16 protein-coding genes are annotated in these 14566 nt (G+C 67.5%); 4 read left to right on the plus strand and 12 right to left on the minus strand.

Annotated elements, in window-relative coordinates; all coding sequences use genetic code 11:
- Nucleotides 1-543: an NUDIX hydrolase family protein gene (locus IEV96_RS13675; protein ID WP_188511326.1), complete on the plus strand. Its 543-nt coding sequence runs from the start codon at nt 1-3 to the stop codon at nt 541-543.
- Here IEV96_RS13675 and IEV96_RS13680 read toward each other — a convergent pair.
- From IEV96_RS13680 to IEV96_RS13700, 5 genes are all read right to left on the minus strand, one after another.
- Entirely contained in the window at nt 540-1019 is a 480-nt protein-coding gene (locus IEV96_RS13680) for a GNAT family N-acetyltransferase (RefSeq protein ID WP_188511327.1), read from the minus strand. The genes IEV96_RS13675 and IEV96_RS13680 overlap by 4 nt on opposite strands.
- Before the next feature lie 98 nt (nt 1020-1117).
- Nucleotides 1118-2629: a DEAD/DEAH box helicase gene (locus tag IEV96_RS13685; protein ID WP_188511328.1), complete on the minus strand. Its 1512-nt coding sequence runs from the start codon at nt 2627-2629 to the stop codon at nt 1118-1120.
- A gap of 511 nt (nt 2630-3140) precedes the next feature.
- Nucleotides 3141-3749 (minus strand): DUF1684 domain-containing protein, encoded by a 609-nt coding sequence (locus IEV96_RS13690; protein WP_188511329.1) that lies wholly within the window; start codon nt 3747-3749, stop codon nt 3141-3143.
- Between the two features lie 9 nt (nt 3750-3758).
- Entirely contained in the window at nt 3759-4598 is an 840-nt protein-coding gene (locus IEV96_RS13695; protein ID WP_188511330.1) for an SDR family NAD(P)-dependent oxidoreductase, read from the minus strand.
- A 51-nt stretch (nt 4599-4649) separates the two neighbouring features.
- Complete coding sequence (locus IEV96_RS13700) at nt 4650-5144, minus strand: hypothetical protein (protein ID WP_188511331.1); 495 nt, start codon at nt 5142-5144, stop codon at nt 4650-4652.
- 80 nt (nt 5145-5224) lie between these two features.
- Between IEV96_RS13700 and IEV96_RS13705 the strand changes: the two genes are divergently transcribed.
- Entirely contained in the window at nt 5225-5527 is a 303-nt protein-coding gene (locus tag IEV96_RS13705; RefSeq protein WP_188511332.1) for a DUF427 domain-containing protein, read from the plus strand.
- Here the strand turns inward: IEV96_RS13705 and IEV96_RS13710 are convergent.
- Together IEV96_RS13710 and IEV96_RS13715 are read right to left on the minus strand one after the other, a co-directional pair.
- Complete coding sequence (locus IEV96_RS13710; RefSeq protein WP_188511333.1) at nt 5524-5841, minus strand: hypothetical protein; 318 nt, start codon at nt 5839-5841, stop codon at nt 5524-5526. The two genes, IEV96_RS13705 and IEV96_RS13710, sit on opposite strands and share 4 nt — an antisense overlap.
- A 100-nt stretch (nt 5842-5941) precedes the next feature.
- The gene (locus tag IEV96_RS13715) at nt 5942-6532 is read right to left on the minus strand and encodes a CGNR zinc finger domain-containing protein (RefSeq protein ID WP_268235602.1); all 591 of its coding nucleotides are present in this window, start codon (nt 6530-6532) and stop codon (nt 5942-5944) included.
- Between the two features lie 21 nt (nt 6533-6553).
- Here IEV96_RS13715 and IEV96_RS13720 point away from each other — a divergent pair, with 21 nt between their 5' ends.
- Nucleotides 6554-6976, plus strand: coding sequence for an SRPBCC family protein (locus IEV96_RS13720; RefSeq protein WP_229733417.1), 423 nt, complete (start codon nt 6554-6556; stop codon nt 6974-6976).
- On the opposite strand, the gene IEV96_RS13725 is transcribed toward IEV96_RS13720, so the two are convergent.
- The 5 genes from IEV96_RS13725 to IEV96_RS13745 all read right to left on the minus strand — a co-directional run bounded on the left by IEV96_RS13725 (nt 6977) and on the right by IEV96_RS13745 (nt 10762).
- Entirely contained in the window at nt 6977-7426 is a 450-nt protein-coding gene (locus IEV96_RS13725; RefSeq protein ID WP_188511335.1) for a SprT-like domain-containing protein, read from the minus strand.
- A gap of 9 nt (nt 7427-7435) precedes the next feature.
- Nucleotides 7436-7957, minus strand: coding sequence for a YfgM family protein (locus IEV96_RS13730; protein WP_188511336.1), 522 nt, complete (start codon nt 7955-7957; stop codon nt 7436-7438).
- A gap of 32 nt (nt 7958-7989) precedes the next feature.
- Nucleotides 7990-9120, minus strand: a complete 1131-nt coding sequence (locus IEV96_RS13735) for a PQQ-dependent sugar dehydrogenase (protein WP_188511337.1) — start codon at nt 9118-9120, stop codon at nt 7990-7992.
- 87 nt (nt 9121-9207) lie between these two features.
- On the minus strand, nt 9208-10065 hold the full coding sequence (locus IEV96_RS13740) for a spermidine synthase (protein WP_188511338.1): 858 nt from the start codon (nt 10063-10065) through the stop codon (nt 9208-9210).
- 28 nt (nt 10066-10093) lie between these two features.
- A complete protein-coding gene (locus IEV96_RS13745) occupies nt 10094-10762 on the minus strand; it encodes an AAA family ATPase (protein ID WP_188511339.1) in 669 nt (222 codons plus the stop codon).
- A 252-nt stretch (nt 10763-11014) separates the two neighbouring features.
- Between IEV96_RS13745 and rpoB the strand changes: the two genes are divergently transcribed.
- Entirely contained in the window at nt 11015-14539 is a 3525-nt protein-coding gene (rpoB, locus tag IEV96_RS13750; RefSeq protein WP_188511340.1) for a DNA-directed RNA polymerase subunit beta, read from the plus strand.
- The last annotated feature ends 27 nt before the right edge of the window (nt 14540-14566 follow it).

The raw sequence follows: 14566 nt of genomic DNA on the forward strand, positions 1-14566 counted from the left end.
ATGAGCTCCGTAGGCACCCCAGATCCCAATTCCGGCTGGCTGTCAGAAGAGGAGCTGGCCGAGACCCGGCGCCGACTCCCGCTGCTCTACGTGGAGGCCATCCCGGTCCGCGTCGACGGACTCGGACGCGTCACCGAGGTCGGAATGCTCCTGCGCGCGTCGCTCGAAGGCGCGATCACCCGCACCCTCGTTTCCGGCCGCGTCATGTACGGCGAGACGCTGCGCGACGCGCTGTTCCGCCATCTCGAGAAGGACCTCGGACCGATGGCGTTCCCCCTGCTGCCCGCCAGCCCGGTGCCGTTCAACGTCGCCGAGTTCTTCCCCTGGCCGAGCGACAGCAAGTTCACCGACGCCCGCCAGCACGCGGTCGCCCTCGCCTACGTCGTGCCCGTGACAGGCACCTGCGAACCGCGCCAAGACGCCCTCGAGCTGACCTGGATGACCCCGGCCGAGGCCGTGTCGCCCAGCATCTCCGCCGACATGGAGGGCGGCCGGGGCGCTCTGGTGCGCGCCGCGCTCGCCTCGGTGGGCGTTCTGCCCTAGCGGCTCATCCGGATCTCGGGCAGGTCCGTGCCGAAGAGCGAACCGATGCGTCGCCGCGAGTCCGGTCCGAACTTGTTACGACGATAGAACCTGTGGGCGGCCCGGTTGCTCTCCGAGATCCAGAGATACGTGGCATCCGTCTCGGCGGCGAGCAATTCGCTCCCGATCCCCGACCTCTGGAACCCCGGCGCGACGTAGCAGAAGTACACCTCGACGACCTCGGCGTAGCCCTCGTCGCGGCCGGGGCCGAAGCCCACGAACCCGACGACGTCGCCGTCGACCTCCGCGACGTACTGGGCGTACTCCTCGCCGCGCGTCACGAACCGCTGCCACAGCTGCGCCATCACGGCCGGACTCAGCTCGGCGAGGACGTCGGGCGGCAGCACACCGGCGTACAACTCGGCCCAGCACTGCGAGTGCAGCACCCCAAGGCGGTCAGCGTCGTGGAGTGAGGCGCGGCGGACAACCGTAGTCATGAGCAAAGGTTAGTACTGCGGGCGGCGCGGGGGCACTACCAAAATGGACCCCGCTCCGACCGAAGTCGGGGCGGGGCCCATCGAGATGTCGAGAGCTATCAGCCCTGGGCGCGACGACCCTGGCGACGTGCGCCGCCGGCCTGCTCGGCGTAGCCGGAGTTGCCGCCGGTCGAGGTCGAGTAGGTGCGAGGGGCGGATGCTGCGGCTGCGGGACGTCCGCCGGTGGCGCCACCACGACGAGCGCCACCACCGGCGCGGCCGCCGGCAGCGGGTGCACCGGCTGCTGCCGGGCGTCCGTTGCGGTCACGGCGGGGAGCAGCGTCTGCGCCACCCTCGCGGTTGGTGCGCTTGCGCTGGGCGTTGGCGCCCTGGCTGCGTCCACCCTGGCTCTGTCCGCGAACGGGCTCGGCGGCGCGGGGCAGCGGCTTCACGTACTCGGCGACCTCGCCGACGAGGGCGAGGACGGCGGGCGAGTCCGCGGTCACCCGCTGCGGGGTGACGGTGATGGCCGCCTTGCGCAGCAGCTGCGCGGTGTCCTTGCGCTGCTCGGGCAGAACGAGGGTGACGACCTCGCCTTCCTTGCCGGCACGGGCGGTGCGGCCCGAGCGGTGCAGGTAGGCCTTGTGCTCGGCCGGCGGGTCGACGTGGATCACGAGTTCGATGTCGTCGACGTGCACGCCGCGGGCGGCGACGTCGGTCGCGACGAGAACGCGGCTCGTGCCGGCCGCGAAGGCCGCGAGGTTGCGGTCGCGGGCGACCTGCGAGAGGTTGCCGTGCAGGTCGACGGCCGGGATGCCGGCGTCGGTCAGCTGGCGGGCGAGCTTCTTGGCGTGGTGCTTGGTGCGCATGAACAGGATGCGACGGCCCTGGCCCGAGGCCAGCTTCTCGATGAGCAGGCGCTTGGCCTCGACCGAGTCGACCTCGAACACGTGGTGGGTCATGGCCGAGACGTGGCTGGTGGCCTCGTCGACCGAGTGCAGCACCTCGTTGTGGAGGTAGCGGCGGACCAGCTTGTCCACGCCGTTGTCGAGCGTGGCGCTGAACAGCATGCGCTGTCCGCTGGAGGGAGTCTTGTCCATGATGCGGGTCACGACGGGAAGGAAACCGAGGTCGGCCATGTGGTCGGCCTCGTCGAGGATCGAGATCTCGACCGAGTCGAGGTTGACGAAGCCCTGCTTCATGAGGTCTTCGAGGCGGCCGGGGCAGGCGACGACGATGTCGACACCGGCCTTGAGGGCCGCGACCTGGCGCTGCTGGCTGACGCCACCGAAGATGGTGGTCGACTTGAGGCCGTAGGCGTCAGCGAGCGGGGTGAGCGCGACGGTGATCTGGGTGGCGAGCTCGCGGGTCGGGGCGAGGATGAGCGCGAGTGGGCGGTTCGGGCGGCGGCTGCCACCGGCGAGCTTGCCGGCGAGACGCGCGACCATGGGGATCGAGAAGGCGAGGGTCTTGCCCGAGCCGGTCTTACCGCGGCCGAGAACGTCGCGGCCCGACAGGGTGTCGGGGAGCGTGTCGACCTGGATCGGGAACGGGGCGTCGATTCCCTGGGCGGCGAGGGCCGCGACGAGGGGAGCCGGAACGCCGAGCGCGGCGAAGGAGTTTTCTGACATGAAGGTGTTGGTGCCTTTCGGGCATCAGCCGGTTGAGTAGGGCGCTCTAGCGCCCGGATCGAAACCGGACAGAGTGGCGAAGGTGGCGATGGCCACATCCGTTCGCCGGAGAAAGTTTCTACGAGCCCTGTGCTTTTGATCGGCACGGGCGAGAAGAGGGAGCGTTCAACGACGCAGGGAGTCCGTCATGGACTCGCAAGTGCCTTAACGCTAGCACACCCCGTTTTTCGCCCGCCGGTTCCTGCCCCGCTGCCAAATGAAGGAGATTTCGATGATGAGGGCCGCGCATCCCAGCGAAGGTGTGACTCGACCCCTAGTTTTCCTTCATTTGGCAGAAGGGTGGGTCGGATGCTGCGGCTCACGTGTCGCGCCGGCCCCGTGTCATCCGCCCGCCCGTATCCCACCGCACCCCGTGCCAAATGCAGGAGATTTCTGCGAGACGGGCCGCGCATCCCCGTAAACCTGTGACTCGACGCGAAATCTCCTGCATTTGGTACGCGGGCGCGGGCGGTCAGTACGAGCCGAAGTAACGCTCGCCCACCGGGATCTCGACCGGCACGCGGTTCCCGGGTGGGGCGAGCGGGCACGCCCAGGCCGGGTCGTAGGCGCACGACGGGTTGTACGCGAAGTTGAAATCGAGCACGAGCGACGTCGTCGACGACTGCAGCAGCGCGCCCTTGATCGAGTCGACGAGGTAGCGGCCGCCGCCGTAGGTTCCGCCGTGTGTGCCCGCGAGACCGTCGCGCACGGGAACGAAGATCCCGCCGCCGTAGCTCGTCAGCCGCCAGACGTCGAGCGAGCCGACCCCCGGAACCACCGCGATGCCCAGCCGGTCGAACGGCACGACGCCGTCGGTTCCGGTCTCGAAGTCGAAGTGGGCGGGCTCGGCCTCCTCGATCTCGACCTCGAAGCGCCAGGCCGGGTCGTACGGTTCGACCGGCAGTCCGGCGAACGCGGGCAGGTCGGCCTCCATGACGGGGGTCGACGGATGCTGCGCGAAAAGCCGATCGCGCTGGGTGCGCCACAGCGTGTGGCCCTCCGCGGGATCGGGGGTGGCGCGCACCCGCTCGTAGAGGGCGAACACCTGCCGGCGCCAGTCGGCGACTTCGAGAGCGGTCATGGCGTAAGGCTAGCCCGCGACCCAGGTGCGGGTCAGCGCCTGCACCGCGGAACCGTCGAGGTCGGCGAACTTGGTGCCGACGAAGGCCCGCGCACTGTCGGAGGTCTGGGCGCGGGCGGGAGGCGCATCCGCGACCAACACCGCGACGATCGCGGCGGCGGCATCCGCCGACGACTGCGCCTTCGAGAACGACGATCCCGACGCGGCGAGGTAGCCGGCGAGGGCCGGGCCGTACGCGCCGGCCTCGGCGACCATCTTCGCCGACGACAGGCCGATGTTCGGCACGAACTCGCTCGCCACGGCGCCCGGCTCGACGACCGAGACGCGGACGCCCACGGTCGCGGCGACGGGCGCGAGCGACTCCATAAAGCCCTCCACCGCGAACTTCGCCGCGCAGTACGCCTCGCTGAACGGCTGCCCGACCGCGCCGCCGACGCTCGAGACCGTGACGACCCGGCCGCCCGACGCGCGCAGCAGCGGCATCGCGGCCTTGGTCACGGCGACGACGCCGAAGAAGTTGACCTCCATGACCTGGCGCACGTCGTCGAGCGTCTCGTTCTCGATGGTCGCGACGTGGCCCGCGCCGGCGTTGTTGACGAGGGCGTCGAGGCGACCGTGGTCGGCGATCACCGAGGCGACGCAGGCGTCGATGGAGGCGGGGTCGGTGACGTCGAGCTGGCGGATGTCGACGGTCACGCCGTTCGCGGAGGCCGCGTCACGCAGTGCGCCCGCCTTCGCGAGGTCGCGCATGGTCGCGATGACGGTGTGGCCGGCGGCAGCGGACTGCAGCGCGATTTCGAGGCCGATTCCGCTGGACGTGCCGGTGATGAGGGTGATGGGGGAGGTCATGGATTCGAGGCTACGCCCGCGCCCGGCGTCGGGTGGTGGGCGTGCGCGGCGTCACCAGTCGCGCGCGAGACGCCTGATCGCGACCGCGCGCCACTGCCAGAACCCCCAGTAGGCGAGCCAGAGCACGGGGGTGAGCGCGCCGGCGTCGAACTCGAGCTGGTCGCGGTAGAGCGTGCGGCCGTCCGATTGCGCCGACACCGCCATGCGGTGGTGCCAGTGCTTCGTCAGGGTCAGCGGCCAGCTGAGGCCGCGGCCGGTGTCGTGCACGATCCGCACCCGGGTGGGACTCTCGTGTTTGCCGTGCACGTGGTCCAGGCGCTCCTCGGTGCGGATGGCGATGATCTGCTCGCCGGCCGGCACCAGGCCGAACGCCTTGGCCGCGACCCGGTGTTCGCCCTCGCTCCACGTCTCCTGGAACCCTTCTTCGTCGAGCGAGGTGAACACCATCAACGGCGACGACACCTGTCGGAATACCGCGGGACTGCGTAGCGCCTGCCACGCCGCATCCGGCTCGCAATCCAGAACGAGCTTCAAGAGGACTCTCATGCGACCAGTCTGCCCTCGTGCCGCGGGAATTCAGGCTGCGCGCGTAGCGTTTTGATTGCTAACCCCCCTAAGGAGCACTAATGAAGGCACTACTGGGCGATCTCGTCATCGCCGAATCCCCCAAAGAAGACCTGATCTCGATCGAGGGCAACTGGTACTTCCCGCCGTCGAGCGTGAACAGCGAGTACCTCGTCGAGAGCCCCACCCCGTACCACTGCCCGTGGAAGGGCGACTGCCAGTACTTCTCGGTGAAATCGGGCGACAGCCTGCTGCAGGATCGCGCCTTCAGCTACCCGAACCCGCTGCCCGGCGCGTTCGACCGCGTCGGCAAGGACTTCTCCAACTACGTGGCCTTCTGGAAAGAGGTCAAGGTCGTCGACTAGTAGATCGACGTCGACACCTCGATGAGCCACGGGCCGTCGACGCGGCTCCAGCTCGACACGTCCTCCGACGCGTCGTAGCGGCCGCGGTCGAGTCCGAGCGCCCGCGCCCACTCGCGGCATAGCGCCACCGGCTCGCTCGAGTGCTCGGGCGGCGTGCCGAGAACGACGATTTCGCCGTTGTCGATGCGCACCCGCCACTCGAGCGCGGGAACCCCGCTGGAGTCGCCGACCGCGGCTACCGCCTCGGTGATGGAGCGCGTGAAGAGCGAGTCGAGCCATCCGGGCGAGAGCGTTTCGGCGGTGGTGGCTGACATTGTGAGGCCCCTTAGATACTCCGGCGGAAGAACCAACCGGGGTCTGGGGTTGCGTATGTCGACCAGCCTACGGCGAGTCGCGCCGGGAGTCACCCCCGGGTCAGGCTCCGTTGAGGAGGCGGTGGGTGCGCACTTTGGCGCGGTTGCCGCAGCGCTTCATCGAGCACCAGCGGCGGTTGTTCGACCGGGATTCGTCGTAGAAGACGAGGCCGCAGTCGTCTGCCGCACAGTGCCGGATGCGTTCGCGCTGCTCGGGGGTGAAGAGCTCGACCGCCTCGCGCGCCATCGCGCTCAGCGCCTGGCCCGGGCGTGCTCTGCTGCGCCCGGCCTGGCGGGATCCGCCGGCCAGCGCCGGCGGGATGTCGGGGGTGGCGGCGAACAGGTTGATGACGTCGACGTCTTCCGCCGCGGGTGCCTCGCCGCGACCGGCGGACATGGCGCTGCGGGCGATCGCCGCGCGGAGGGCGAGCGCGTCGGTCAGGTCTCGGGGCGCGGCCGGCATCAGCTGTTCGGGGAACCGGCCCTCGAGCCAGGCGGCGAGATCGTCGGCGGAGTGCAGGATCTCCCACGCCGGGTTGTCGCCCATGGCGCCGGAATAGGCGAAATCGAGGGGTAGCGCGCCCGAATCGAACCACCAGCGGTGTCCGTCACCCGAGCGAAACCACTGGCCAGTAGTTTTCGTAGACTGCACGTAACCAATATAGTGGGTTACATGAATGCCGCTCCGAACACGACTCCCGACAATACAGGCTCGAAGAAAGACGCCGGTTGGGAAGTCGGAGTGCGCGAGACGGTCGACGTTCCGCTGCCCGTCGTCTGGCAATACCTGGTCAGCGCCGGCGTCCCGGTCTGGCTCGGCAAGGGCGAGCTGCGCGGCGTCAAAGGCTTCACGTACTCGATGGCCGACGGCGTGCGGGGCGAAGTGCTGGCCTACACCGAGGGTTCGAAGATCCGCCTGTCGTGGCGCCCCGACGACTGGCCGCACGACACCGTGCTCGTCATCAGCGTGAAAGAGGTCGAGGCGGGAACGACCATCGCCATCCACCACCAGGAGCTCGCCGACCGCGACGAACGCCGCATGATGCTCGGGCATTGGAAGAACGTCGTCGGCGACCTGGCCAAGGCTCTCTCCTAGCTAGCGCTTCACCCAGTCGATCGCGTTCGCGCGGTCGAAGCTGCGCGAGCACTTGCCGCACGCCAGCAGCCGCGTCGGTTTTCGGTAGCGGTAGTGGATGTGCCCCCTCGGGCACGTGCCCACCCACGGCGCGAGTTCGTCTGCGATCGCCCCGTCGTGCAGCCGTTTGCCCTCGTAGCCCAGTTCTGCCGCCGTCGCCTTCCAGCGCGCGCCGTGCCCGGCACGCGAACCCGCCATGGCGTGGGCCACTTCGTGCAGCAGCACCTGGTGGATCTCGTCGTCTTCGTACCGGGCTGCTAGGTAGCGCGACACCGAGATGCGCTTGGTCGTGTAGTTGCACAGGCCCGCGCGCGTCTTAGCGTTGTCGAACCCGAAGCTCCACACCGCGGGGTCGAGGTGCAACGCGATGAGGGCGTCGGCCCACTGCCGTACTCGTACTAGTTCTGCCACCTGACGAAACTAGCTCCCGGCACCGTCAATGAAGGTCTCGGTGATCTGGATGGCGATCATCGCGGCGTCCACCTCGTCTGGGGAGGACTTGATGCGCACGTGCACCTTGAGCGCGTCGCTGAAGTCGCGGCGGGCGGCGTCGAAGTCTTCCAGGTCGAAGTTCACCCGGCCGCGCTGCTGCAGGGCGAACGCCTCGGTTGCCGACCAGTCGTGCGAGTGGGCTTCGTTGACGCAATCGGTGAGGTCGGCGAGGGCGGGCTCCAGCTTGCCGAGAGCCTGCTGCACCTGCGCGCGTCGGACGCGTGCCAGCGCGAGCATCTCGCGGTCGCCGCCGAATCGCGCCTGGCGGACGGCCTGGTTCGCGATGTCCCAGGCCTCGTCGAGTTTGCCGGCCAAGCGCAGCAGCCCGACCTTCTCGTCGAGGGCCGCGGCGCTGCGAAGCTGGCCGAGTTCCTCGAGACGCTCTTCGAGCGCGACGGGGTCGACCTGTTCGCGAAGGGTGGTGGGGTCGTAACCCAAAACGATTGCCACGGATGTTCCTTAGATTGACGTGCGAATCAAGGTTAACCCGCGTCGGCGGTTTCGAGGGCAACCTGCAGCAGCTTGTCGTCACCCGCCCGGGGGTCGCCGCGGCCATCGGTGTTGCTCGTGAGCATCCAGAGCGAACCGTCCGGCCCGGGCACCGCGTCACGGATGCGCCCGAAGACTCCCGCGAACCACGGTGTCGCCACCGCGCCGGTGTCGGTGGTGACCGACCACAGCCGCTCGCCCTTGAGCGCGGCCAGATAGAAGGCCCCGCGGGTGAAGGCCAGGCCGCTCGGACTCGCCTCGTCGGTCGACCACTGGTACACGGGGTTGACGAAAGCGGGGTCGGATGCCACGCCCTCGACCGTCGGCCACCCGTAGTTGCCGCCCGGGCGAATGACGTTGAGCTCGTCCCACGTGTTCTGCCCGAACTCGGCCGCCCAGAGCTGGCCGGAAGCGTCCCAGGCGATCCCCTGCGGATTGCGGTGGCCGAGCGAGTAGACGAGCGACCCGGCCGCCGGGTTGTCGGGCGGCACCTGGCCGGTGGGCGACATCCGCAGTATTTTTCCGTTCAGCGAGGCCGGATCCTGCGAGGCAGTGCGGTTGCCGGCGTCGCCCGTTGTGGCGTACAGCATGCCGTCGGGGCCGAAGCCGATGCGGCCGCCGTTGTGGTTGCCGGCCTTGGCGATGCCGGTGAGCACGTCTTCGCGGGCGCCGAGCGAGTAGGCGCCGGGCCCGCCGTCGAGCGCGAACCGCACGATGCGGTTGTCGCCGGCCGCGGTGAAGTAGGCGTAGAGCCAGGTGCCCTCCGGCGAAACCGCCAGCCCGAGCAGGCCTCCCTCGCCGCCGGGCTGCACGCCGTCGACGGTGCCGACGACGCGCACGTCTCCGGTCGCCGTCACCTCTTTGATCAGCGCGGTGTCGCGCTCGCTGACCAGACTCGAGCCGCTCGCCAGCCGCACGACCGACCACGGGGTGGTGAAGCCCTCGGCGACGACGGGCGGGTCGCCCACGGGCAGGGCGAGCGGCTCGGGCGTGGGGGAGGGCGACGGTGACGAGCTGGGCGGCGCGCTCGCCGTCGGCACCGGCTCGGGCGTGCCACCGCTCGCGCACCCCGCGAGCAAGGCGACGACGCCCGCGGTCGCGACAACGCGCATCCATCGGCTCATGCTCCCAGTCTCCCCGCCGAGGACCCGAGGGGCAACGAATCGACCCTCACGGCCGTGTTCAGCGTCGAAAGGTTGCCCCTCCGGGCGTCAGGGACGCACCTGGAAAACGCTCTTGGCGGGCGGCGGCGACTGGATGGCCGTGGCGTCGGTGACGATCGGGGCGCCCGCGATGAAGGCGCGCAGCTCTGCGCCCGCGACGACCTTGGCGGGGTGCGGCCCGCCGGCAAGGATGCGCGGCATCCACTCGAGCGGCAGCGGCGACCGGGACCCGACCAGCACGACGTTGCCGAAGCGGCGCCCCTTGAGAATCTGGGTCTCGGCGAGCAACGCCACGTCGGCGACCACCGCGGCGAGCGTCGAGGTGGCGGCCTTGGCGAAGGCGAGGCCGGGTCCGTCGGCCACGTTGACCAGCACGATACCGTCGTCGGAGAGCAGCGAGACGGCCTCGGTGTAGAACTCGAGGCTGGTCACGTGGGCCGGGGTGCGGGCCCCGCTGAAGATGTCGACCACGAGCAGGTCGACCGAGCCGCGCAGCCCCGCCGGGAACTTACCGAGCACCTCGCGGGCGTCGCCGTGCCTCACCTTGATCTGCGCGCGGGGCGACCACGGCAGCTCTTTGCGCACGAAGTCGACGAGGTCGCTCTCGAGTTCGACGACCTGCTGGCGTGAGCCGGGGCGCGTCGCCTCGATGTAGCGCGGCAGGGTGAAGGCGCCGGCACCGAGGTGCACGGCTGTGATCGGCTGGCCGGGCATGCCGATCTGGTCGATTACGTGGCCCATACGCTGGATGTACTCGAAGAACAGCTCGGCCGGGTCGTCGAGGTTCACGTGCGACTGGGGTGTGCCGTCCACGATCAGCGTGAACGAGCCGGGCACCCAGCGGTCGGTCTCGATCACCGCTCGGTAGCCGCTGTGGCTGAGCACGATCGACGGTATCTCGTTCATCTATTGACCATGCCACACCGCGGGGTCTTTAGAGCTGTGCGGCCCTCTCGGCGAGAACCTCGTCGATGAGCGTGACGCACTCGGCCAGCCGCTGCGCGCGGTTGCCGCGAACGAACTGGCCGCGCTCGCCGTGCAGTCGGAGCTCGTCGACGAACCACTGGGTCATCGTCGGCCGAAATTGCTCGCCGTCGCGGATGCCGTCCTGCGTGAACATCACGTCGCGGTGGTCGGTCAACAGGTACAGGGCGCGGGGCGGCAGCGTGGGCAGGGCATCGCGGGCGGCCGTCGACTCGTTGCCGAGGTAGCGACGCTCCCAGATCTGGGTGGCGAGGGCGTCGGTATCGCAGAACAGAACGGGCGAACCGGCGGATGCCGCCGCGTTTTCGAGGCGCTGCTGTTCGAGGGCGATCACCGCGAAGTCCTTGGAGGTCCAGTCGGCGCTGCGGAACTCGGCGTCGTCGTCGAAACTGATGCCCAGCTCGGCGATCTTGCGCACCGTGTAGTCGCGGCCGAACTCCGACACCCACAGCGTGTTCTTCCAGATGCCGCCTCGTGCGCGGTAGTGCTTCACCAGGTCCTGGGTCAGTGTGGTCTTGCCGGTCGACTCCGCGCCCACCACGACCACGCGGGCTGTGAGGTCCTCGCGGGCCGACGACGAGAGGTCGTCCCAGGCCGCGTACGGGGCGAGGTCGGTCATTGCAGCTGGGCTCCGTGGGGTCTTATAGCCGAATCCACGATTGTGGTCAAGGAATAGGTGGACACGCGGGACTGTTCTGTCCTATAGTTGTTCTTTGCGCTCCCAGACAACCATGCAGTCATATTGTGGACAGTTGGTGCGCCCCGAGTATAGCGGCGGGGTAGGCCTTTTTTAGGTCCTGGTGAGCATTTCATTACCGACAGTCGGTTTCTACCGGCATAAGGCCCGACGGGGTCCACGGAGGTTATTTCCTTGGCTGCTGCGCGCAACGCGTCCACCAAAAAGTCCACTAAGAACGGCCGCACCGCATCGCGTGTGTCGTTCGCAAAGATTACCGACACCCTGACGGTTCCCGATCTGCTCGCATTGCAGACCGAGAGCTTCGACTGGCTCGTCGGAAACGACATCTGGAAAAAGCGTGTCGAGGAAGGTCTGGCCCAGGGCCGCACCGACCTTCCGACCCGCTCTGGTCTCGATGAGATCTTCGAGGAGATTTCTCCGATCGAAGACCTCGGCGAAACCATGCAGCTGTCGTTCACCGGCCCCGAGCTCGAAGAGCCGAAGTACACGATCGACGAGTGCAAGGAGCGTGGCAAGACCTACGCTGCTCCTCTCTACGTGAACGCCGAGTTCATGAACCACCTCACGGGTGAGATCAAGACCCAGACGGTCTTCATGGGCGACTTCCCGCTCATGACCATCAAGGGAACGTTCATCATCAACGGCACCGAGCGTGTCGTCGTCTCCCAGCTGGTGCGTTCGCCCGGTGTCTACTTCGACCGCACGCCCGAGAAGCTGTCCGACAAGGACATCTACTCCGCTCGCATCATCCCGAGCCGTGGCGCATGGCTCGAGTTCGAGATCGACAAGCGTGACCAGGTCGGCGTGCGCATCGACCGCAAGCGCAAGCAGAGCGTCACCGTGTTCCTCAAGGCCCTCGGCCTCACGAGCGAGCAGATCCTCGAGGAGTTCAAGGGCTTCCCGTCGATCGAGCTCACCCTCGAGAAGGACAACATCCTCACGAAGGAAGAAGCCCTCAAGGACATCTACCGCAAGCTCCGTCCCGGCGAGCAGGTTGCCGCCGAGGCCGCGCGTGCGCTCCTCGACAACTTCTACTTCAACTCGAAGCGCTACGACCTCGCGAAGGTTGGTCGTTACAAGATCAACCGCAAGCTCGGCATCGACGCTCCGCTGTCAGACTCCGTACTGAGCCTCGAGGACATCCTCGCGACCATCAAGTACCTGGTCTCGCTGCACGACGAGTCCGCCCCCAACGTCACGGTGCACGACAACAGCCTGTCGACCGTCAAGGGTGTCCGCGATGGCAAGAAGGTCGACGTGCGTCTCGACGTCGACGACATCGACCACTTCGGCAACCGTCGCATCCGCGCGGTGGGCGAGCTCATCCAGAACCAGGTCCGCACCGGTCTCTCCCGCATGGAGCGCGTCGTCCGCGAGCGCATGACCACGCAGGACATCGAAGCGATCACCCCGCAGACCCTGATCAACGTGCGCCCCGTCGTCGCGGCGATCAAGGAGTTCTTCGGAACCAGCCAGCTCTCGCAGTTCATGGACCAGAACAACCCGCTCGCGGGTCTGACCCACAAGCGCCGCCTGTCGGCCCTTGGCCCGGGTGGTCTGTCGCGTGAGCGTGCAGGCGTCGAGGTTCGAGACGTTCACCCCTCGCACTACGGCCGCATGTGCCCGATCGAGACCCCGGAAGGCCCGAACATCGGCCTGATCGGTTCGCTCGCATCGTTCGCTCGCATCAACGCGTTCGGCTTCATCGAGACGCCGTACCGTCGAGTCGTCAATGGCAAGGTCACCACCACCATCGACTACCTGACCGCCAGCGAGGAAGACGACTACATCGTCGCCCAGGCAAACGCGCCCCTCACGGCCGACGCCCACTTCGCCGACCCTCGCGTGCTCGCACGTAAGAAGGGTGGCGAGGTAGACCTCATCCCCGTCGAGACCATCGGTTACATGGATGTCTCGCCGCGCCAGATGGTGTCCGTGGCAACGTCGCTCATCCCGTTCCTCGAGCACGACGACGCTAACCGCGCACTCATGGGTGCCAACATGCAGCGCCAGGCTGTCCCGCTGCTGCGCAGCGAGTCGCCTCTCGTGGGTACCGGTATGGAGGGCTACGCGGCTATCGACGCCGGCGACGTGCTCACCGCCGAGAAGGCCGGTGTGGTCGCCGAGGTTTCGGCCGACGTCATCACCATCCAGCTCGACGAGGGCGGCACGCAGGACTACTACCTGCGCAAGTTCGACCGCTCCAACCAGGGCACGAGCTACAACCACCGCGTCATCGTTAATGCGGGCGACCGCATCGAGGTCGGCGAGGTCCTCGCAGACGGCCCCGCCACCGAAAACGGCGAGCTGTCCCTCGGAAAGAACCTTCTCGTGGCGTTCATGCCGTGGGAGGGCTACAACTTCGAGGACGCGATGATCCTGAGCCAGAACCTGGTGAAGGACGACGTTCTCTCGTCGATCCACATCGAAGAGTACGAAGTCGATGCTCGCGACACCAAGCTGGGCAAGGAAGAGATCACTCGCGACCTGCCGAACGTCAGCCCGGAACTCCTGGCCGACCTCGACGAGCGTGGAATCATCCGCATCGGTGCCGAAGTCCGCCCCGGCGACATCCTGGTCGGAAAGGTCACGCCGAAGGGCGAGACCGAGCTTTCCGCCGAGGAACGCCTGCTGCGCGCGATCTTCAACGAGAAGAGCCGCGAAGTCCGCGACACCTCGCTGAAGGTTCCCCACGGCGAGCAGGGCACGATCATCGCCGTCAAGGAGTTCAGCGCCGACAACGACGACGAACTCGGCTCGGGCGTCAACCAGCGCGTTGTCGTCTACATCGCCCAGAAGCGCAAGATCACCGCGGGTGACAAGCTCGCTGGTCGTCACGGCAACAAGGGTGTTATCTCGCGCATTCTGCCGGTCGAGGACATGCCGTTCCTCGCCGACGGAACGCCCGTCGACATCATCCTGAACCCGCTCGGTATCCCCGGACGAATGAACTTCGGCCAGGTTCTCGAGACCCACCTCGGTTGGGTTGCGAAGCAGGGTTGGAACATCGACGGAAAGCCGAAGTGGGCCGAGGCGATTCCGGAGGAAGCACGCAGTGCCGCTCCCGGAACCAAGGTTGCCACCCCGGTATTCGACGGTGCGCTCGAAGCGGAAATCGAAGGACTGCTCGACTCGACCACGCTCACGCGTGACGGAGAGCGTCTCATCGACCACAGCGGAAAGGCGCGTCTGTTCGACGGCCGTTCCGGCGAGCCGTTCCCCCAGCCCGTCTCCGTCGGTTACATGTACATCCTCAAGCTGCACCACCTTGTCGACGACAAGATCCACGCACGCTCGACGGGTCCGTACTCGATGATCACGCAGCAGCCGCTCGGTGGAAAGGCGCAGTTCGGTGGACAGCGCTTCGGTGAGATGGAAGTGTGGGCCCTCGAGGCCTATGGAGCCGCGTACGCGCTCCAGGAACTTCTCACCATCAAGTCCGACGACATCCTCGGTCGCGTAAAGGTGTACGAGGCCATCGTCAAGGGCGAGAACATCCAGGAGCCCGGTATTCCCGAGAGCTTCAAGGTTCTTATCAAGGAGATGCAGTCGCTGTGTCTGAACGTCGAGGTTCTCTCGGCCGACGGATCCATCGTGAACCTGCGCGACACGGATGACGAAGTCTTCCGCGCCGCCGAGGAACTCGGCATCAACATCTCTACCCGGTTCGAGTCCTCGTCTATTGACGAGATCTAGACCGAACCCGACGACAACTACTTCAGT

It is taken from the genome of Conyzicola nivalis (assembly GCF_014639655.1).
Lineage (GTDB): Bacteria > Actinomycetota > Actinomycetes > Actinomycetales > Microbacteriaceae > Conyzicola > Conyzicola nivalis.

Coding starts and splice junctions, on each gene's coding strand:
- IEV96_RS13695 (WP_188511330.1), bottom strand. CDS start 4,598: ATGACCTCCCCCATCACCCTCATCACCGGCACGTCCAGCGGAATCGGC.
- IEV96_RS13700 (WP_188511331.1), bottom strand. CDS start 5,144: ATGAGAGTCCTCTTGAAGCTCGTTCTGGATTGCGAGCCGGATGCGGCG.
- IEV96_RS13735 (WP_188511337.1), bottom strand. CDS start 9,120: ATGAGCCGATGGATGCGCGTTGTCGCGACCGCGGGCGTCGTCGCCTTG.
- IEV96_RS13705 (WP_188511332.1), top strand. CDS start 5,225: ATGAAGGCACTACTGGGCGATCTCGTCATCGCCGAATCCCCCAAAGAA.
- IEV96_RS13680 (WP_188511327.1), bottom strand. CDS start 1,019: ATGACTACGGTTGTCCGCCGCGCCTCACTCCACGACGCTGACCGCCTT.
- IEV96_RS13740 (WP_188511338.1), bottom strand. CDS start 10,065: ATGAACGAGATACCGTCGATCGTGCTCAGCCACAGCGGCTACCGAGCG.
- IEV96_RS13710 (WP_188511333.1), bottom strand. CDS start 5,841: ATGTCAGCCACCACCGCCGAAACGCTCTCGCCCGGATGGCTCGACTCG.
- IEV96_RS13720 (WP_229733417.1), top strand. CDS start 6,554: ATGAATGCCGCTCCGAACACGACTCCCGACAATACAGGCTCGAAGAAA.
- IEV96_RS13685 (WP_188511328.1), bottom strand. CDS start 2,629: ATGTCAGAAAACTCCTTCGCCGCGCTCGGCGTTCCGGCTCCCCTCGTC.
- IEV96_RS13745 (WP_188511339.1), bottom strand. CDS start 10,762: ATGACCGACCTCGCCCCGTACGCGGCCTGGGACGACCTCTCGTCGTCG.
- IEV96_RS13675 (WP_188511326.1), top strand. CDS start 1: ATGAGCTCCGTAGGCACCCCAGATCCCAATTCCGGCTGGCTGTCAGAA.
- IEV96_RS13690 (WP_188511329.1), bottom strand. CDS start 3,749: ATGACCGCTCTCGAAGTCGCCGACTGGCGCCGGCAGGTGTTCGCCCTC.